The sequence below is a fragment of the Sediminibacillus halophilus genome, from assembly GCF_900103695.1.
Classification (GTDB): Bacteria; Bacillota; Bacilli; order Bacillales; family Amphibacillaceae; genus Sediminibacillus; species Sediminibacillus halophilus.
On sequence record NZ_FNHF01000001.1, the window covers coordinates 1,044,098 to 1,062,888 of the forward strand.

An 18,791-nucleotide genomic window follows, 5' to 3' on the forward strand; every position below is an offset into this window, starting at 1 on the left:
CCTTATTCGGGTATATATGGGAGATCGAGTTCATCAGGTATGTTTATCACATGGGTATCGGTATAGGCAAGAATCCCTTCTTTTCCATATTCACGTCCCATTCCCGACTGTTTCACCCCGCCAAATGGAAAACGGACATCGAGCCCCTGCACTGCTGCTGTATTGATCATCGTTGTTCCTGCTTGAATATGTTTGGCAATTTTCACGGCATGTTCTTCTTCTCCCCAAACTGAACTGGTCAGGCCAAAAATACTATCATTCGCCAAATCGATTGCATGCTGATCATCATCAAACGGCAGTATTGGTACAGTAGGGCCAAATTGTTCTTCTACCACGATTGGATCGTCATAACCGGCACCCAGTACTACAGTCGGCTGCATAAAGTACCCTTTTTCATACAAATCCTGATCGAGAATTTTGCCAAGCTTTACTACTTTGGCACCTTTGCTTTTGGCATCATCCACCAGACTTTGCACAAACTCCATCTGCTTTTTATTATTCACCGAGCCGATGGTCGTATCCTTACCAAATGGGTCTCCCACTCGTATCCATTTATTGGCTGCTTCAATATATTTCTCGACAAATTGCTCATAAATGGACCGATCAACATATACACGCTTGGCAATCATGCATATTTGTCCAGCGGTAAGAAAGTTGGATATGACTAGACGGCGCATGGCTTTCTCGTCATTGACATCAAAATCCTTCAGAACAATCGCGGCATCATTCCCTCCCAATTCCAAAGTCATGTGCTTGATTGTATCTGCAGCAGCCTTCATAATATGCTTCGCAGTCTCCGTGCCGCCCGTAAAGGCTATCTTGGCCACTTTAGGATTTGAAGTAAGTTCCACTCCGACATCTGCCTCACCATGAACTAAATTCAGAACACCTGGCGGAAAAGCATCTGCAATGATTTCAGTCACCACACTAACGGCTAGCGGAGCCAGTGGGCTTGGTTTCAAGACCATTGTGTTACCGGCCAGCAAAGCGGGAGCGATTTTTATGGTAGAAAGGGATATAGGATAGTTCCACGGTGATATAGCGGAGACAACACCGATCGCATCCTTGGCGATGATTGTTTTTCCACCCTCGTGTTTTTGGACTTCGTTTTCCAGGACTTCCGCTACATTATCGCAGGCAAACTCCATCCATGCCAGGGAAACTCCTATTTCCCCTTTTGAATCATATAATGGCTTCCCATGCTCACGACTTAGCAATTCAGCTATCTCAGGTGTGCGATCTTTTATATGCTGAATCGCTGTCCGCATCCGCTTAATTCTATCTGGCATGTCAGACTCTGCCCAGGATGGAAAAGCATCATGGGCAGCATCAATTGCCCGGACGGTATCCTCCCGTGTATTAACGGGGGCATATCCGACAACTTCATCCGGTCTCGCCGGATTTTCCCGGGGCGCCTGTTTTTCAGCCTTAAACTTTTCCCCATTAATTATCGCATCAATCACAATCTGCTTATCAGTCATTCTGTCTACACTTCCTTCCCAGTAAAGTCCAAAACAATATTCCTAGTATTCGCAACAATCCTACAGCCATTCACCCTTTTCATAATGTCTGGGTGTTGCGGGGGTCAGTCCCTCTGTGAATTTTTCACAGAGGGACTGACCCCCGTTCGACCCACCGTTCAGAACCTCAGTACATTATAAAAAGGGGTTGCTCCATCAGTTTGACACTCATGGAGCAACCCCCTTCCCTCTAAATAGAATTAACTTTTGCTGCCTTCGATATTCATTTGATGGATTCTTCCTAATAGCGCATAAACAGCTGCTAATAAAAGCATGAATAAACTGACTACATACCATGGAAACTCCGTGATTGCCTCGCCAAAAGCAGTGTATAATACGGCCGGTAAAATAACTCCTAAACCAGAATAGTACATATAACTTTTAAAACCATCAGTCATTTCCATCAAATACAACGACAATAAATGAAAATGTACAAACGGCATGACTCGGAGAACCATCACCTGACTGACCGTAATCGTGCGGTCATGCAATATTTTGGTTTTCAGTCGGGCTACCCCTTCCCGAAAACGCGGAAATCTACTGACCAATTTATAAAAAATAAGGCTCATCAGCGATAATCCAATAAAAGACAATACCGCTCCTTCTACAAATCCAAACAACACACCTCCGGCAATACAAACGACAATCACCGGTAAAAACAAAAAGGGCCTGATCAAATGAATAAGAATAAATAGTGCGGGAGCAAGCCATCCAGCCCCTTCTATCAAGGATTGAATGGAATTATTGAAATTATCCATACACATCCCCCTCTCCTTGCAAAAAAATACAAGTCCTATAGCATTTTATAAGAAATGGCCCGATTTGAAAAGATATGGGTCTCTCGTTAAGGACAAGAATTGCTTGCAATACCAGTTTATGCTACTTTTATTAGATGGTCACGACACTTATTGAGACGAAATAGGCAAATTTTATTGAATCAATTGTTTTGACTTTGCTGTTTCTTCCATTCTTCCGCTAGCAATCCATACACTATATGGTCGACGTACTCTCCCTGTAATAATTCAGCCTGCCGGATTTTCCCTTCTTGGGTAAAACCCAGTTTTTCCGGAATGGATCTGCTTTTGACATTTTCCTCGGCTGCCCTGATTTCCACCCGGGTCAGCTGCCAGGTATCAAACGCCTGTTGAATCATCGCCCGGCAAGCTTTAGTGATCAATCCTTTCCCCTCAAAGCCATCGCCGATCCAATAACCGATACTTGTAGTGCGGTTATACCAATTAACGTAATGAAAGCCGATAACCCCGGCTATTTTATCTTGGTGCCAAATCCCTGCCTGAAAACCATTGTTTTCGCTCAGTTGCAAAAGTGAAGATTTGATAAAAGCTTCGGTGTCTTCTTGCCTCCTGTTACTCCCGATTAAAGGAAGCCATTTCTTCAAACGATCCATCGAATTCCAGGTTAGCAAAAATAATTCCGAAGCATCATCTGGTTCCAGCATTTTCAAATAGGACTGTTCTTCAAATGGATAAGTAAACATTTTCCCTCTCCCTTACAGCTTGGTAGATTGATATTCCCACGTTTCCGCTGCTATCATTGTCGCTAACAAACGCTTCGTATAAGGTTCAGAAGCCAATTGTGATAGCAGCCATTGTCTATGTTTCTGCAAAAGCCGGACAACATGAACTGCTGCTTGGGAATGCAACTCCGGTGTCATTGATTGAAAAATCGTTCGCACTTCCGCCTCCATTTCTACAGGAAGGGAGGCCTCCACTGCTTTTAAACCCAACTGAGCGCGGTTTGGGGAATAGCAATGCAACAGTACCCTGGCAAGATGGACAGCAATATGATGTAAAATCCCTACTGCCCACAAATTATTTCCCCGCAAAGCTGTTTTACGGTACTGCAGCAAAAACCAAGCAACATCTGTTACATCATCCAAAAATTCTTCTTGCGACAAGGTTAAATGCTGCCCTGACACATATTTATCCATCAGCCGTTCGGGATCGTATATCACCCGGAAGTAATCTTTTTCGATATAGGTTTCTTCCGTAACCGTAAACAAATCCACATGCAGTAAATCTTCGTACACGGCAATAATTTGTGGAGCAATAATAAATATATCGTCATAAAACAATAAGGAACCATAGGACTGCAAATGATGGAGACGACGTTCTAAAAATGATTGCTTGTCCGATTCTTCCACAAGACAATAAAGATCAATGTCCGAGTTTTCATCATGCTCCCCACGTCCGATCGAGCCCTTGACAAACACTGCCTGGACTAGCGGATCCGTTTGCAAGCTTGCAGTGATTTTCTTTAATGCCTGCTCTTGTATCACACTTCCTTCCTCCCTTATAAAAGTAAATATTACGCCATTATATTACGTAACAAAGGGGATGACAAGGTTTATTTTCGGGGATAGGCACTTTCCATCAAAAATCAGAACCCGGATAATTGGCTGTTTCCCATCAAAGTTAGCAAAGGGCTGGTTTCCACCGGACGGATTGCATATTTGATCACTTTCCATCCTTTTGATTCATAAAGACTTTTGGCGGCACGGTTATCAACCTGTGTCGTCAATATCGAAACAGCATGATCCGACGACTCTTTCAGCAGAGCATCATGAAGCTTGCTGCCTATTTGCATTCTTTGATAAGCAGGATCGACAGCAAGCTCGACAAATTCAAAACAGTTATCCAGCCATGCACGCCTTTCTTGCTCATCTAAAAAAGACTCGATTTTGCTGCGGTAGAATTGTCCAGGCATCGACGTATATCCATAAGCAATGCCAACTGGCACACCGGTATCATTTATCGCCTTCAGAGCCCTAAATCCTGGATATCCAGCATGTTTTTGAATCCTTTCTTTCATTCTCTCAAGATAGTTTTCCGGATTAGCAGGATGATGGACACGACAATACACAGCTGCCATTCCTTCAAAGTCTCCTTTTCCATTATTAACGTTTGAAATATCCACTCTTTCTCCTCCCCTACTACTCTATGATTGATTGGCGATGACCTTTCTCATCTTTTTGCCATTTGTATGCATCATCCTTGGCTGTATTAATCCTATTCTGGAACACTCATTGTTGCGCAACTGCCAATAAAGGGTCCCGGTTATAATGGACGGAACATCATTTATAGTAAGGACGGCTTGTCCGAACAATCGCTCGCATGATATCCTTTTGGAGTTGGGGAGATTTTTGCTTATCGACTAAGCGAAAAAACAGACTTCTTAAAAATTGCTTTATATTTGTCCGATGGATAAATTGCTGTACACTCCCAGCATGAAAATTCTTCTCCAGTTCCTCTGTTAGACTGGTGATTTCCCGGAGGACGACTTCCTCACTGAATCCCCTATCCAGCATTTCTGTGACCGGAATTGCCATACGCTCATCCTCCTCGAAACAGTAACAATCGCTCGAAGTACCCATCACCCGAATGACGGCTTCATATATCTCTTGAAAATAAGGCTGGATTCCAGGCTGTTTGATTAATTCATCGATTGCATCAGCCGCATGAGCGATACTATGTGCCCATCCTTTCTCTTCCACTAGTCCTCTGATGTCCTTTTCTTCCTTCAAATACAACAGCAAGGCTTGCTTTACTGTCAGCAGTTGTTTTTCGTCCATAAAACTACTTTGCAAATTTTTATGTAAGAGAACGGCGATAATCAGGGAAGAAAACGACCTGGTGAACACCGAATCGTCATTTTTCCTCCCAATCTTATAAAATAAATGGTTCTCATCGAGACATTCCGCTAATAGGACAGCCAACTGCTCCCTCGTATAATCACCGTTCATGATCAGTTGGCTGAAAACAGGATAAATCAGTTCATCACGAAGAATCGAATCGGTAACTCCTATGTGACAAAGCATTTCTTTTGTCAACAAGTCAAGTTCTTCTTCCGAGAGGCGGTCATCTTTATTCTTTTTTAGCTGCTTTAATCGCTCGGTGAATTGTTGGGTATCCATGATAGATGGTTTCTCCTTTTAACCGGCAGTCATTTTGTATCTCCTCTTGATTCTGTAAAAATACAGGTTACCGCCTTAATAGTAGGCAAGCAAACCCTTGGCCATCGCAATTCCCTCACAATATACAAAAACACCAAGGCCAAGAGCCCGTAATCATATTGAATCCGGATCAAGCCCGCTAGATGAACCGAAGAGCAGGAACGCTTGCCCCTGCTCTTCTATCTCACCTGCTAATGTTTGCTTGTTTTTGTTGGAAATCGGTATCGGGGTAATACGTATTTTTCACCAAAACGTTCGGGCCTAAGCACTTGACTGCCGGACAATGGCAGTTCAACGCTTTCGCTGTTTTCGTCTCCATCCAACGGCGATAGGACTCCTGTAATGGAACGGTTTGAATATTTCCAAGCGGTGGTTCATCGCCAAAGTCAGTAACTGTTACTTCTCCGGTAAAAATACTGACGTTTAGTCTCGATCGGCCATCTGGATCGTTACGGACAGAAACGTTCCTGGCTGCATATAGCTGTTGCTGAAGTTCTAACTCTTCCGAGGAGGAACTGCACGGATAAAAGGGCAGCGTTCCAAACAACATCCAAATCTCTTCATTCCGGTGTGATAGCAACCGGCGAATGGCCGCTCTTATTTGTTCCAGACTCAATGTTTCCAGATTTTCGGCAAAATCGACCGGGTACATAGGGTGAATCTCATGACGCATACAGCCCATTTCCTGAACATGGTCATGGATTTTTTCCAGATAGGGAAATGTCCTGCCGTTTAGCATGGTTTCTGCTGAAACCATGACCCCTTCTTTTGAAAGGCGCTGAGCATTTTCCACCATTCTGGCAAAGTATTTTTTTCGATTCTCCATTGTTGGTTTACGTTCCATTCGAGCAAACCCTGTTTCTGCGAATTCCTCTTCCGTCCCCCAGTTATGCGAAATATGAAGAACATCTAAATAAGGAATGATTGCCTCATAACGTCCGTATGGCAAGGTCAGATTCGAGTTGATCTGTGTTTTCACACCGCGTGCGTTAGCGTATTGAAGCAGGGGCAGAACATAATTCCTGACAGACTTCTTGGACATCATCGGCTCTCCGCCGGTAATACTGATCGCCCGTAAATGCGGAATTTCATCCAAACGCCGGAAAATCAGGTCCATAGGAAGTGCTTCCGGGTCGTGATCCTGTAAGGCATATCCTACTGCACAATGATTACAGCGCATATTGCATAACGTCGTGGTGGTAAATTCGACATTAGACAATACCATTTCTCCGTGCTGCTCTACATCCAAATACGCTTCCCAAGGATCGTTGTCCGGTGTCATCTTATTAGCGATAGTCTTTACGTTCATTTATGTAACTTCCTTTCGGTTGTTCAACTAACCGTTTCTATCGTAACATATCAATCACTTTATGAAGAAAGAAGTTTATAGGAATCTTATTCTTCTGTTCTAATCAGACAGCAATGACAGGAATGCCTGTAAATTGCGCGAACGCCACTTATCTTTATGAAAAGCAGTATAAATCCCAATCTCATTCCGTGTGCTTATCGGGATAGCTGCCAATTCCCCGTTTTTCACTTCATTATTTACTGTAAAAGAAGGTAACATGGCCTTCCCCAATCCACTTAACACACATTGTTTAATTGCTTCAATACTTGGAAGTTCTATTTTTGCATATGCTGCTTCTTTTCTTAAATATTCCTCGATCAATGGTCTCCAGCTGCATGTGTACTCTGTTACCAGCATGGTTTCAGCTATACGCGATGCAGACGGTCTTGCTGCCTCAACAAGTGTAAGACGGTCCTCTTTAATTTTCTCGATTGTTAAATCCTTGGGCTGCCAATCAGGAGTATCTACCAGAATTGCCGCATCTATATCTCCCTTTTTTAATTGACCGGAAAGATTTTCGTAATCGATTGATTTAAGCGTCAATTCCACCTTCGGATAAAACTCCATGAATTGCCGGATTTTTTCTGGCAGCCAATAAATCATCAACGATTCACTTGCTCCGATTGATAAAAACCCTGCTGGATGGTCATCTTCCTGAATGGTTTGTTTTGACTTTGCATATAACTTGATGATCTCAGCAGCATATGGCAAAAAGCGCCTGCCGGTCTCCGTTAGTGTGATCGTTTTACCCATCCGGTCAAATAAAGGATACCCAAGCTCTTCTTCCAAGGCTTTGATATGTGCTGTTATCGAAGACTGAGCATAACCTAATTCATCTGCAGCTTTTTTAAATCCTCCTTTTTCAACAATGGTTTCAAAAGTAACAAGATGACGCAACTCCATCTTCATATCTCCTTATTATCATTTTTATTGAATGAAACATTCTAAAACTTCAATTTTACTGAACTATATTTCTATTATAGACTGGTCTTATAAACAGTTCAATCGAAAGGCGAGTGATCACTTATGAAGGTGCTAACCTTTATCACGCACCCCCGGACAAATTCTTTAACATTTGCCGCTGCAGAGAATTTCATGGAAGGACTAAAAGACGCTGGACATGAAGTCGATAAGGTGGATTTATACCGGAGCGGTTTTAATCCACTAGTGGAAGAAGACGATGAACCTGATTGGAATAATTCCTGCCAGCACTTCTCCCCTCAGACTAAAGCAGAAATGGAACGGCTGAAACAATATGATGGATTGGCGTTTGTCTTTCCCTTATGGTGGTGGAATATGCCGGCATTGATGAAAGGGTATATCGATCGGGTTTGGAATTACGGTTTTGCATACGGAGGAAAAAAACTTTCGCATGAGCGTGTGTTATGGCTCAGTCTGGCCGGTGCTCCTCCTGAGCGATTCCATAAAAGGAAATACGATTCCATGATCCGTCGTTATTTCAATGTAGGGCTTGCCGATTACTGCGGTATCGAACACTCCCATTTTGCATTGTTCTGCCAAACAATCAATCCTTCCTCAGACCATGTGGATATGCTGCTTGAAGAAGCTTATAAACTGGGGAAACATTATACGTTACTTTCAGACAAAAAGGAGATCTAATGATGAATATTTTAACCTTGCTAGGCAGTTCACGAAAAGACGGTAACAGTGATTACCTGGTAAAACAGGCACTGGATAGAGTTGACCATACGTCCATGCACCTGCACGATTATCAAATGAACCCCATTATAGACGAACGACATACAGAAGAAGGCTTTACAGCTGTGGAGGATGACTATGAAAGGGTGCTCAAGGAATTTCTGAATAACGACATTATTGTGTTCGCCACACCTTTATACTGGTTTGGTATGTCTGGTCAAATGAAAATCTTTTTTGACCGGTGGAGCCAATATATGCGCGATCCCCGGTTCGATTTTAAAGAATCGGTCAAACAGAAAAAAGCGTATGTTATCATAACCGGTAATTCACCCGATCCTAGAATTTCAGCTCTCCCCTTGGTACAACAATTCAAGGCGATTTTTGATTATATTGGTATGGAGTTTTCCGATTATATTATCGGCCAGGCTAACAAACCAGGTGAGATACAAAACGATTCCTTTGCAATGGCAAAAGCAGATTTATGGAATAGACAGTGGAAATAAATAAAAATCCAATCTAGTTTGTTTAAGTAGTTCAAATAACGCGGGAAAATCTAAAATAACAGGGGAAACAACCTTAAAACACATTATGTTTAGAACCAAAAATAACGGTTCAAATAGTAACCAAAAAACGCTTGGATTGTCGAATCCAAGCGTTTAGTTTTGCCAATGTCTTATTAAACTTAAGCGCCTTTTGAATAACAGCGGAGACATAATCAAAGCTGCAAATGTAATTCCCTTCTTGGATTATAAATATTCAGCCAAATTTCCGTTTCCGCCTTTATCCAGCTTCCGAATTGGTTCAATAATTTCAATACTTCTTCTGAACTTGATAAAGGATTGATTGCGTACCACAGTGCTGTCCTCATCTCTGATTCTTTTTCTGGATAATGCTTCGAAAACAGTTTATAAGCAGGGAATAGGTCCCTTGTGTACGACCGTTCTTGAACAATGACAAGCGCAAAACCAGCCCTTACCATAATTCTCATGATCCATGAACAGCAATCCTTAATGTCCTCCATGTCGTTATTTCCCATTAGTTCATGCTTGGCTTTGTCAATCAGAGCTGATAAGTGAATGAGGTGTTCATTCGCCAAAGAGCTGTCGGGTTTATAATCAGGTAGTTTACTTATAAGGTTTTTACCATAAACACAAATACCATAGGCTTTTAGAATAAAAGGAATCATAGAACAATATTTTGACTCCTCTACCTCACTTAAAGGGTAGAATCCTAATTCTACTCCATTTATAAAATGAAATTTTTGGTCAATAAATTGTTCCGTCTCCTCCACCCAATCAAGGTCAATATCTTGAGGATTAGAATAAGTTACTATTATTACATCAACATCAGATACACCCTCAATGTCTAACCCTCTTGCCACAGAGCCTCTTAAATAAATGCTGTGAGTTTCCTTAGGTAAATAAGAAAGACAGCTTTGATTTATTAGTTGAATTACTTCTCGAAATTTATTATGGACCTTTTTAGGATCAGACTGGTTTATTATATAGCCTTTGTCGTCTACAGGACATAAAGATCCTAATTCTTTAATTTCAGTCATGCTTAATGTCCCTCCCTTTTTCAGATTGTATTTATTCAGTAATGGTCTTTTTACCGTGTCTAATGCAAGATTCGGCTTCTATTTAGTTGAAAAAGACTATCAGGAGGCTATCCTAATAGTCTTCTTTCTAAATTGTGTTTCTACCAACTAATATATCCAAATCAACTGTCATATGAGCCGAATCCTTATTTTTAAAAGATTTTACTCGTTCACTTGTTGTTGACCAAGTCAATGGAGTCATTTGAACCAACCATTCAATTGATGTTTTATTAAGGTTAATGGTATAACTTAACCTTGATCTTTCTACATATTGAAAACTCTGATTAAATCTCTCCACCGTCCTTGCATTAGAGTGATTTTGCTTTTCAGTTTCTAAGAACAGATTTTCCCTTAACTCTTTTAAGTAACCACTTTGAGGCACAATCTTGATTACTATACCATTTGATTTCAACAAGCGGTTAAATTCGGCATAATTTGAAGGGGATAAGATATTAAGAATAACATCAAACTGTGTATTCTTAAATGGTGTATTAGCAAGGTCAGCCACAGCCCAAATCTTATTGGAGTAGTTTTTAGAAGCTACCATGATACCTTCTTTAGAAATATCTATTCCTACTCCTACAACACTGTCGGAAAAGTCAGTCTGGACAATATCGCAAATATTAGAAAGATGTGAGCCCTCGCCACATCCAGTATCAAGTACAGAAAATATATCCTTTGTCTTCAAAAGATGTTCATTTATTATTTTGGCAATCGCATTGTTCAATGGTTTAAAAAATTCACCTTCGGTAATAAACTTTCTTCGTGCTTCAAAAAGACTCTTGCTGTACCTGGAGTTTGGTGAGTGAGTCGTCAAATTCACATATCCTTGCTTGGCAAAATCAAACGTATGGTGATTTGAGCAGATTAAACACTTAAAATCTATAACTTTCATAGACGATTTACATATCGGACAAGCAAAAATATTTTCAAAGTTGCTAACATATTTTGCGCTCTTAATTCTTTTATTCTTTTGTAACAAAGAAGTCACCTCATTCATTCATTTTTAGACAAATGAAAAAGGCATAGACAAATAAACCCTCATCATATTTCCTAAAAATATGAAGTGGGCTTACTTGTTGTCTATACCTTTTTCTATCTATAACGAATGAATTGAATAATCATGGAACTGACTCCTTTTTTCACATAAATGGTTTTAAACCCACAGTTAAATAATAACGAATATTTATCATATTTGTAAGGGTTTTTTATTATTTTACTGCCACGTCAGTTTAAGATAATTTAATAAACTCCACAATTGTTTTTTGCTTTAAAAAACCACCATAGCAGCTAGCATAAATAACTTGTTGACAACACATTATGTTAATCGGATTGCGATTTTGTCTTCTAATTCAAGTGTGTTTTCCAATAATCGTTTATAGATAAGGAAAAAATCAGAGACCTAAAATATGCGATTTAGTCTCTGATTTAATACGTATTTTCTTCTTCCTCCACCAAAACTGAACTAGTTAATTATTTGAGTGCTTGACTTTTATAATAGTTTATTGAACTTTCTTCCATAAAGAGTGAGCTTATCTCAACTGGCGTTTGAATATTTTACTGGCAATCAAATAAGCGATGACCATGGTTCCTATACACCAGGCAAGCGCAATCCAGATACCGCTACCGACAATCCCTTGATCCAAGAGGGAACGGATTGAATTAACGATGGAAGTCACAGGTTGGTTCTCAGCAAACGCACGGACAAGCTTAGGCATGGTGTCGGTGGGGACGAAAGCAGAACTGATAAACGGTAAGAAAATCAGTGGATAGGAGTATGCTGTGGCCCCTTCCATTGACCCTGCTGTCAATCCTGGAATGATCGCCAGCCAAGTCAGTGCCAGCGTGAATAGTCCAAGTATCCCACCTACGGCCAGCCAAGCCAGGATATCCGCGTCAGAACGGAATCCCATCAAAAACGCAACGAGTATAACGATTACTACAGTGAGCGCATTGGAAACGATCGAAGTCAAAACGTGAGCCCATAATATCGATGAACGCTTGATGGGCATGGTAATAAAGCGCGCCATCAGTCCGCTTTTCACGTCGGTAAATAACCGTAAGGAAGTATAAGCAACACCGGATGCAATTGTGATCAGCAAGATTCCCGGCAATAAATAATTGACGTAGTTATCCGTGCCTGTTTCTATGGCTCCGCCAAATACGTAGACAAAAAGCAGCATCATCATAATCGGCGTAACCGCAACCGTAATGATGGTATCCGGGCTACGCATGATATTACGCATTAAACGTCCCAATAATACTCCTGTTTTCCTTTTCATTTACTTTTCCTCCTTTTTGCCAATGATTTCGAGGAAAATATCCTCCAATGTCGGCTGCTTCTCGACGTATTCTACTTTCACTGGCGGGAACATCTCCTTGAGTTCGGCGAGGGTGCCGGTGGTGATGATTTTTCCGCCATTAAGGATAGCGATGCGGTCGGCCAGTTGTTCGGCTTCCTCCAGGTACTGAGTTGTCAGCAATATGGTCGTACCACTGCCGGCAAGCTCCTTGACTGTATCCCATACTTCAATCCGCGCTTCGGGATCAAGTCCTGTGGTTGGTTCATCGAGAAAAATGACTTCCGGTGTCCCAACCAAACTCATGGCGAGGTCAAGTCTGCGCCTCATTCCCCCAGAATACTTGTCTGCGCGTTGATTGGCCGCATCGGACAGACTGAATTTCGCAAGCAGATTGTCGGCGACTTGAGCGGGATTGGATACTCCCCGCAACTTAGCAATCATTATTATATTTTCCCGCCCAGTTTGCATGCCATCTAAAGCAGCAAACTGTCCTGTCAGGCTGATGCTTTGGCGAACATTGTCCGGTTCCCGCTGAACATCAAAGTTGCAAATGCTCACTTTGCCCCCATCTGGCTTCATCAGTGTCGAGAAGATATTGATCGCTGTCGTCTTGCCAGCGCCGTTTGAGCCTAGCAGTGCGAAAATTTCGCCACGCTTCACCTCAAAATCGACTCCCTTTAAGACTTCCTTGTCTTTAAAGGATTTTTTTAATCCTTTTACTGTAATCGCTGTATTGCTCATATTGTTTTCCTCCTTTTAAAAGTGCAGCAAAGCCGCTTCCATAAACCTCAATATAGGGATTTGCCTGGTAAGCTAGCAGATGGTTCGCCTTCAGAAAAGTGAGGTTTTATGGAAGGCCCTTGCGAAGCGGATTCTTAAATAATACGCATCTATTAAGTGTCACTTATATTCAGTAACACTAAGTACCAGGCGAAAATAGAACTGAATAGGAAAGGTGACGCTACTCATTTACAACCAGCTATTCAGTCAGGATAATCTATTGAGTTTTATATTCCAATCAACCTCATGATGCTATAAAAACTCTTTATTACTTTGCCGATGGGCGCAAGCAGCTGCCACCAGTTCACCGTCGAGCGATAATTTCAGCTACCTAGGGTTGATTCCAGAAGCGGGTATCCATTCTCACTTCATCTCTCGTTACGTCCGATTGTATTATTCAACTTCGCACGGTATTTGTCCTTCCAAGTTTTCGAGTCCTTCACTAATTCATCGCAAAAAGACGCAACGTCCTCTCCCGTCAAATCAGTAACTTTCTTGCCATCAGCTGCCCCTTCCTCAAAGAGGTCAATAATTCCGTGAAAGATCCGGCTGGTTTCCTTCCAATTCGTGAGGCCACCAGAGGTCCACATATATTTCTGAATAGCCTTATAAGCGTTGTGGTACTCACTCGGAAGTGCCTTCGCACGGGCTTCCATCGCTCTCCATTCCCGTTTCTCATCCATACTCCCAATAATTTTTTCAAAAATACTCATATTACCTTCTCCTTTTAATTTATTGTGTTTTGAGTTCATTCATTTACTTGCAGCAGTCAGTCTGTAAAATTTTCACGGCGGTCCCACAGTGGATTGGTTTTTCTCAATATCCACCAAATTGTTTTTCTCAAGCCGTATAGGACTGTGCGATCGACCACTTCAGTGAGGCCAAGTTCCCGAAGCTTTTGTGTTATTTTCGCCACGGCTGATGATTTCAAGTACACACCTCTCGAGCCCCCCTTTCAGCATTTCCGTTATAATTTCCAATTTCATCACCCATTTGTGTTTTTCAGTATTCTTTATCACCGGTAATAAGCGATACTTACTACTGGTATATAGTATTACATAATAGCCTCATTTGTCAACATGACTTTTTTTCGCTAAATAACATCTTTTTCTGAATAATGGGTATTTCCATCAAAATGATAACCCATCATGCAAAATCGGCGGCCCGCTCACTGTTTGATAAAAATGAAACAGGCAGCCCCGCATAACGGTCTGCCTGTTTTCAACTTAACTCCATTTCATTATTATTTTTTGACAGCCTTGATAATCATAGAAGCAGGAAAACGTTGTGCTTTATACAACGAATAGTAACTGTCAGATTGCTCTGCTTTCACATCGTTTAGATCTACCGGAACATCGCTTTCTATCACTCGCTCAATGGAAAAACCAGCACAGATCAAGGCATTGAGATACGTACTCATCTTCCGGCGCTGAAATGCCATCGGTTTGTTTCCACCCTTAAAATTATCGAACTCCAGCATGCTTTCCTCCTGATAAGAGGCATCTAAATAAAGAAGTCCATTTTCGCTTTTTATATAGGGATAGAAAGGATGGTCCCAGCTGAATATAAAGGAGCCGCCTCTCTTCAGGTATGAATAGATCAATTGAAAAGTTGCAGATAGATCAGTCGTCCAGCCTACTGCATAAATCGAGTAAACATAGTCAAAGTATGCTTTCGGCAGACCGATCTCCGTTTCCATTGGCGCACAGAACAAGTGAGCCGGATGATCCTGCAGGGTAATTTCCGCAATCTCTTTCTGTTCTTCTGAAAAATCAACTCCCCATAACTCTGCTGCTCCTTTTTCTGCCATATACCGCAGGGAATGACCACTGCCAAAACCAATTTCCAATACTTTTTTATCCTTTATCTCCCCAAATAACTTTAATTCATCCTCTGTCTGTGCGTAAGGACCATATCCAGGCAACGCATCCTGTCCGTTAAAATGGTGCGCAACCGTATTCCAACCGGCCCTGTTTTTTTCCAATAACTCTTCTGTCAATTTCATCGCCTCCACCTCTTTTTAATTCCATGAGAAGCAATAAAATCCCTTTAAAAATTTCCAAAAGCACAAACCTGCGATTGAAACGCTGCCCAGTCAGTCTTCTATTCCTGAATGAAAAAGCTGACCTGTATTCAGGTCAGCCGATAAACGAGACTAGCACGGGAATTAAAAACTTTCCCCATAAGACGGTTATACTTGCGGCAAAAATCATTGCCAATGTCGAAAAAGTTGCTGCTTGCTCGCCATATTCCATTGCTTTATTGGTCCCGACACCATGCGCACTCATGCCTAACGCCAGACCTTTTGCTATCGTCGATTTTATCGCAAAACGCTTGATCACAGCAGGACCTATGATCCCGCCGATAATACCGGTCAATATAACAAAAACGGTTGTCAATGTTGGAATACCACCTATATCCTTGGACACCTCGATAGCAATTGGTGTGGTAATCGATCTTGGCAGGACACTAACCAGAAATTGATTATTCAAATGCATAAGCATTGAAAGCAAGAAGGAAGAAAAGATTGCCATCAGCGTACCGACAGTAATGCTGGTCACAATTGTTCCTATATACTTTTTCAATACTGGCAGATGTTTGTAAATAGGAATGGCAAACGCAACGGTTGCCGGTCCTAGCATATGTGTCAGAAACTTAGCCCTGTCGAGATATTGATCCGCAGACACATGCATTAAACTGATCAGTCCAATAATCAAAATCGGGCTCAAGAGCAACGGGTGAAAGATTGGCCATGGCATGCGTTTATAGCCTGCTTTCGCTACCATATATAACAAACTGGTTACGAAAATAAAAAAGATGATACTCATTGGGTATCACGCTCTTTCCGAATCATAATTTTATCTGCAATCCAGGCGGTAGTGCTCATAACAATAAAAGTACTTATTCCAATAATCAATACAGTGCTGAAGCCTTGCCAACTTAGCATTTCATCATAATTAACAATTCCGACCGCAGACGGCACGAAAAATAGTAACAGCTCTGCAATCAGCCAATTTCCGCCCTGCTCGACCCATTCCAGCTTAACCAACTTCAGGCATAGGGCCAAAAACAACAGCAGAAGTCCGATCATCGATGCTGGTATCGGAATCGGAATAAGTGCTTTGACACCAGCACCCAAAAGTAGAAACAAATGAATGAAGACAATTTGAATAAAAATCATAATGATTTTCAAAGCCCTTCCCTCCAAACTCCTATACCTAAGCTTTAAAATTCGATTATTCTTATCTTACAACCGTGGTCTTCATTCGTAAAATACATAAATATTATAGATAACATAACTTTTAGTTATATGCTATCGTGCATCTGCTGGATAAATTCTATGAACGTCCTGCTCGCATAAGAAATGTATTTTTCTTTTTTGGTAATAACTGCAAGATTCCAAGGAATCGTTGGATTCACTTTCAGAATATGCAACCCGCTGTTCTTTACTTTATTACAGATTGAATCAGGTAAAATCGTAATTCCGAGATTGGCCGCAACCATTTCCGCCATCAAATCCCATTGCGAACTTTTAAACAAAATATCCGGATGATAACCAGCCTGAATGAACTTTTCCATAATGATGTCATGAAGAGCAAAGTCTTCATGATAAAAAATAAATTCCTCATCTTTTAATTCCATTAAATCAATCGATTTTCGATTGGCAAAACGATGTTCCTGCGGCACGACAACATTCATTTTTTCTTCTACGATCGGATAGATGTTGAATATTTCATCATCGACGGGCAGTACAGCGACCGCCACATCCAGTTCTCCCTCTTCAACACTTTTCACAACCTTTGCACCACCATACTCGGTGATGGTTATTTTAATGTTTGGGTATTTTTTATGAAAAGCAGATAACACATTCGGAAAAAACAAGCTGCCAATTATTGGAGGCAAACCGATATGAATGGCACCACGTTCCAACTGTGTCAAATCATTCAATATTGTCGTCATATCGTCCAATTGTCCTTGTATTTTCTTCGCATATTCTCTTACAACCATACCGGCATCCGTCAGTTCACTCGTTTTATTGGATCGGACGATCAAAGTCATTCCCAGTTCTTCCTCGAGTGCTTTAATCATTTTACTTAATGCCGGTTGAGAAATGTGGAGAGATTCCGCCGCCTTGGTTATACCTTGTTGTTTTGCCACCTCTAAGAAATAATGCAGTTGACGTAATTCCATACTGGGCACCTCCTATCGTTAATATAATTACTATTTCGATTCGACTATCGTCATTTTATCAGACCGATACAGGAAACAAGAAAAACATGCTCAATGGAAAGGCTCCTACATTGTGATCATCACCGATAAAGCAAGATTGTTGAGCGTGTAGTAAATGACTGAAAGTCCAGTTAATGTCCTTACTAACAAAACAAGACACTTGCAATGGAGAGAAAACTCCATACAAGCGTCTGTTGGTTTTTACTCATATTCTTTTTCAATATTTCTCGTACTTCTGACCGTATCGATTGGCCGAACCGCATTTTCGATTTGGTCACGTTTCGACTCGAGAAACGGTGGCAGTGAAAGCTTCTCTCCCAAGGTTTCATATGGTTCGTCACCCATGAAACCTGGACCATCCGTTGCCAATTCAAACAGGATCTGCGGTGCCACCCTTGTGTACAGTGATTGAAAGAAGAAGCGGTCAACATAGCCTGAGGTCTGGAAACCGAAACGGCGGTACCATTGATCCCACTCTTCTAACTCCTTCCGATCCTCTATACGGAAAGCGGCATGGTGGACAGTACCAAACCCTTGGCGTGCTTGAGGAAGTACCTTGTTGTGTTCCACAATAACCTGTGCCCCGTTTCCGCCTTCGCCAACTTCGAATAAATGGAAAGAACCTTCCTGATCTATTTCGTTAAAGACTAGAACTTTTTCCATCATTTCTTTAAAGTATTCAAAATTTGCAATTCGGACAAAAATCGGACCAAGTCCCGTAATAGCATATTCTAATGGAATCGGACCATCCTGCCATGGTGTTCCCGATGCGACCCCTTCATTGTGTTCATCGGATATCAACTGGTAATGCTGGTCATCAAAGTCGACGAACGACAACGTTTTTTTGCCGAACTGTTCTTTGATACCAGTGTGTTTTATTTCCAGCCGGTCAAACCGTTTCACCCAATAATCCAGGGCAGCGTCACTCGGAACCCGGAAGGAAGTTTTGAAAATTTCATTAGTGCCATGCTGGCCTTTCGGTATCCCAGGAAAATCGAAAAACGTCATATCCGTACCCGGGCTGCCTGTATCATCAGCGAAAAATAAGTGATACGTTTGGATATCATCCTGATTGACTGTTTTTTTCACCAGCCGCATTCCAAGTACATAAGTGAAAAATTCATAGTTCTTATCCGCACTGCTCGTAATCGCAGTTACGTGATGAATTCCTTTCAACTGGTTCATCTCTATACCTCCATATATAAAGTCACGAACCACCGTGGACGTCTTAGCTATTCCCGGCGGCTAATGTCTCATTCCTATTTCTACTCTCCCAAAATTATCTTTAATTCAAGATAAATATATCACGTGCGCTTTTTTAGTGTCAATCCAATTAACTCGGCACCTATTTACGACTAATTTTGTTAGAGGGGATAATAGG

At 41.4% G+C, this 18,791-nt stretch carries 20 protein-coding genes and 1 pseudogene; 2 read left to right on the top strand and 19 right to left on the bottom strand.

From position 1 onward, the window contains the following. Positions 1–2: 2 nt before the first annotated feature. The 8 genes from BLR82_RS05355 to BLR82_RS05390 form a co-directional block, all read right to left on the bottom strand. Positions 3–1,481, bottom strand: coding sequence for an aldehyde dehydrogenase family protein (locus BLR82_RS05355; RefSeq protein WP_074597928.1), 1,479 nt, complete (start codon positions 1,479–1,481; stop codon positions 3–5). Positions 1,482–1,720: 239 nt separating this feature from the next. Continuing rightward, positions 1,721–2,278, bottom strand: a complete 558-nt coding sequence (locus tag BLR82_RS05360; RefSeq protein ID WP_074597929.1) for a TVP38/TMEM64 family protein — start codon at positions 2,276–2,278, stop codon at positions 1,721–1,723. A gap of 179 nt (positions 2,279–2,457) precedes the next feature. Further along, positions 2,458–3,018: a GNAT family N-acetyltransferase gene (locus tag BLR82_RS05365; RefSeq protein ID WP_074597930.1), complete on the bottom strand. Its 561-nt coding sequence runs from the start codon at positions 3,016–3,018 to the stop codon at positions 2,458–2,460. A 12-nt stretch (positions 3,019–3,030) separates the two neighbouring features. Continuing rightward, positions 3,031–3,819, bottom strand: coding sequence for a nucleotidyltransferase domain-containing protein (locus BLR82_RS05370; RefSeq protein WP_074597931.1), 789 nt, complete (start codon positions 3,817–3,819; stop codon positions 3,031–3,033). 101 nt (positions 3,820–3,920) lie between these two features. After that, positions 3,921–4,457, bottom strand: coding sequence for a GNAT family N-acetyltransferase (locus BLR82_RS05375; RefSeq protein WP_074597932.1), 537 nt, complete (start codon positions 4,455–4,457; stop codon positions 3,921–3,923). Between the two features lie 157 nt (positions 4,458–4,614). Further along, positions 4,615–5,454: a DUF2785 domain-containing protein gene (locus BLR82_RS05380; RefSeq protein WP_074597933.1), complete on the bottom strand. Its 840-nt coding sequence runs from the start codon at positions 5,452–5,454 to the stop codon at positions 4,615–4,617. Between the two features lie 223 nt (positions 5,455–5,677). After that, positions 5,678–6,802, bottom strand: coding sequence for a radical SAM/CxCxxxxC motif protein YfkAB (gene yfkAB / locus BLR82_RS05385; RefSeq protein WP_074597934.1), 1,125 nt, complete (start codon positions 6,800–6,802; stop codon positions 5,678–5,680). Positions 6,803–6,901: 99 nt separating this feature from the next. Continuing rightward, positions 6,902–7,744: a LysR family transcriptional regulator gene (locus BLR82_RS05390; RefSeq protein WP_074597935.1), complete on the bottom strand. Its 843-nt coding sequence runs from the start codon at positions 7,742–7,744 to the stop codon at positions 6,902–6,904. A gap of 123 nt (positions 7,745–7,867) precedes the next feature. Here BLR82_RS05390 and BLR82_RS05395 point away from each other — a divergent pair, with 123 nt between their 5' ends. Both BLR82_RS05395 and BLR82_RS05400 read left to right on the top strand, forming a co-directional pair. Further along, positions 7,868–8,461, top strand: a complete 594-nt coding sequence (locus BLR82_RS05395; protein WP_074597936.1) for an NAD(P)H oxidoreductase — start codon at positions 7,868–7,870, stop codon at positions 8,459–8,461. Between the two features lie 2 nt (positions 8,462–8,463). Continuing rightward, positions 8,464–9,003: a flavodoxin family protein gene (locus tag BLR82_RS05400; protein WP_074597937.1), complete on the top strand. Its 540-nt coding sequence runs from the start codon at positions 8,464–8,466 to the stop codon at positions 9,001–9,003. 212 nt (positions 9,004–9,215) lie between these two features. Here the strand turns inward: BLR82_RS05400 and BLR82_RS05405 are convergent, their stop codons facing one another. The 11 genes and pseudogenes from BLR82_RS05405 to BLR82_RS05455 form a co-directional block, all read right to left on the bottom strand. Then, on the bottom strand, positions 9,216–10,058 hold the full coding sequence (locus BLR82_RS05405) for a nucleotidyltransferase domain-containing protein (protein WP_074597938.1): 843 nt from the start codon (positions 10,056–10,058) through the stop codon (positions 9,216–9,218). Positions 10,059–10,185: 127 nt separating this feature from the next. Further along, the gene (locus tag BLR82_RS05410; RefSeq protein WP_245693649.1) at positions 10,186–11,079 is read right to left on the bottom strand and encodes a putative RNA methyltransferase; all 894 of its coding nucleotides are present in this window, start codon (positions 11,077–11,079) and stop codon (positions 10,186–10,188) included. A 550-nt stretch (positions 11,080–11,629) separates the two neighbouring features. Beyond that, on the bottom strand, positions 11,630–12,379 hold the full coding sequence (locus tag BLR82_RS05415) for an ABC transporter permease (protein ID WP_074597940.1): 750 nt from the start codon (positions 12,377–12,379) through the stop codon (positions 11,630–11,632). After that, positions 12,380–13,141 (bottom strand): ABC transporter ATP-binding protein, encoded by a 762-nt coding sequence (locus BLR82_RS05420; protein WP_074597941.1) that lies wholly within the window; start codon positions 13,139–13,141, stop codon positions 12,380–12,382. It abuts the gene before it with no gap. A gap of 407 nt (positions 13,142–13,548) precedes the next feature. Beyond that, positions 13,549–13,893, bottom strand: coding sequence for a DUF1048 domain-containing protein (locus tag BLR82_RS05425; protein ID WP_074597942.1), 345 nt, complete (start codon positions 13,891–13,893; stop codon positions 13,549–13,551). Positions 13,894–13,968: 75 nt separating this feature from the next. Beyond that, a pseudogene (locus tag BLR82_RS20975) lies at positions 13,969–14,160 on the bottom strand (PadR family transcriptional regulator); the annotation flags it as partial. A 263-nt stretch (positions 14,161–14,423) separates the two neighbouring features. After that, positions 14,424–15,185 (bottom strand): methyltransferase domain-containing protein, encoded by a 762-nt coding sequence (locus BLR82_RS05435; RefSeq protein WP_074597943.1) that lies wholly within the window; start codon positions 15,183–15,185, stop codon positions 14,424–14,426. 133 nt (positions 15,186–15,318) lie between these two features. Further along, positions 15,319–16,008 (bottom strand): LrgB family protein, encoded by a 690-nt coding sequence (locus BLR82_RS05440; protein WP_074597944.1) that lies wholly within the window; start codon positions 16,006–16,008, stop codon positions 15,319–15,321. Further along, positions 16,005–16,373, bottom strand: coding sequence for a CidA/LrgA family protein (locus tag BLR82_RS05445; RefSeq protein ID WP_074597945.1), 369 nt, complete (start codon positions 16,371–16,373; stop codon positions 16,005–16,007). The genes BLR82_RS05440 and BLR82_RS05445 overlap by 4 nt, the downstream gene beginning before the upstream one ends. Before the next feature lie 113 nt (positions 16,374–16,486). Further along, complete coding sequence (locus BLR82_RS05450; RefSeq protein WP_074597946.1) at positions 16,487–17,371, bottom strand: LysR family transcriptional regulator; 885 nt, start codon at positions 17,369–17,371, stop codon at positions 16,487–16,489. A gap of 240 nt (positions 17,372–17,611) precedes the next feature. Beyond that, positions 17,612–18,595: a ring-cleaving dioxygenase gene (locus BLR82_RS05455; RefSeq protein WP_074597947.1), complete on the bottom strand. Its 984-nt coding sequence runs from the start codon at positions 18,593–18,595 to the stop codon at positions 17,612–17,614. Positions 18,596–18,791 lie beyond the last annotated feature (196 nt).

Bases quoted from the DNA above. Each gene is read 5' to 3' on its own strand.
- BLR82_RS05355 (WP_074597928.1), bottom strand. From the start codon at position 1,481: ATGACTGATAAGCAGATTGTGATTGATGCGATAATTAATGGGGAAAAG.
- BLR82_RS05360 (WP_074597929.1), bottom strand. From the start codon at position 2,278: ATGGATAATTTCAATAATTCCATTCAATCCTTGATAGAAGGGGCTGGA.
- BLR82_RS05365 (WP_074597930.1), bottom strand. From the start codon at position 3,018: ATGTTTACTTATCCATTTGAAGAACAGTCCTATTTGAAAATGCTGGAA.
- BLR82_RS05380 (WP_074597933.1), bottom strand. From the start codon at position 5,454: ATGGATACCCAACAATTCACCGAGCGATTAAAGCAGCTAAAAAAGAAT.
- yfkAB (WP_074597934.1), bottom strand. From the start codon at position 6,802: ATGAACGTAAAGACTATCGCTAATAAGATGACACCGGACAACGATCCT.
- BLR82_RS05390 (WP_074597935.1), bottom strand. From the start codon at position 7,744: ATGGAGTTGCGTCATCTTGTTACTTTTGAAACCATTGTTGAAAAAGGA.
- BLR82_RS05395 (WP_074597936.1), top strand. From the start codon at position 7,868: ATGAAGGTGCTAACCTTTATCACGCACCCCCGGACAAATTCTTTAACA.
- BLR82_RS05400 (WP_074597937.1), top strand. From the start codon at position 8,464: ATGAATATTTTAACCTTGCTAGGCAGTTCACGAAAAGACGGTAACAGT.
- BLR82_RS05405 (WP_074597938.1), bottom strand. From the start codon at position 10,058: ATGACTGAAATTAAAGAATTAGGATCTTTATGTCCTGTAGACGACAAA.
- BLR82_RS05415 (WP_074597940.1), bottom strand. From the start codon at position 12,379: ATGAAAAGGAAAACAGGAGTATTATTGGGACGTTTAATGCGTAATATC.
- BLR82_RS05420 (WP_074597941.1), bottom strand. From the start codon at position 13,141: ATGAGCAATACAGCGATTACAGTAAAAGGATTAAAAAAATCCTTTAAA.
- BLR82_RS05425 (WP_074597942.1), bottom strand. From the start codon at position 13,893: ATGAGTATTTTTGAAAAAATTATTGGGAGTATGGATGAGAAACGGGAA.
- BLR82_RS05435 (WP_074597943.1), bottom strand. From the start codon at position 15,185: ATGAAATTGACAGAAGAGTTATTGGAAAAAAACAGGGCCGGTTGGAAT.
- BLR82_RS05440 (WP_074597944.1), bottom strand. From the start codon at position 16,008: ATGAGTATCATCTTTTTTATTTTCGTAACCAGTTTGTTATATATGGTA.
- BLR82_RS05450 (WP_074597946.1), bottom strand. From the start codon at position 17,371: ATGGAATTACGTCAACTGCATTATTTCTTAGAGGTGGCAAAACAACAA.
- BLR82_RS05455 (WP_074597947.1), bottom strand. From the start codon at position 18,595: ATGAACCAGTTGAAAGGAATTCATCACGTAACTGCGATTACGAGCAGT.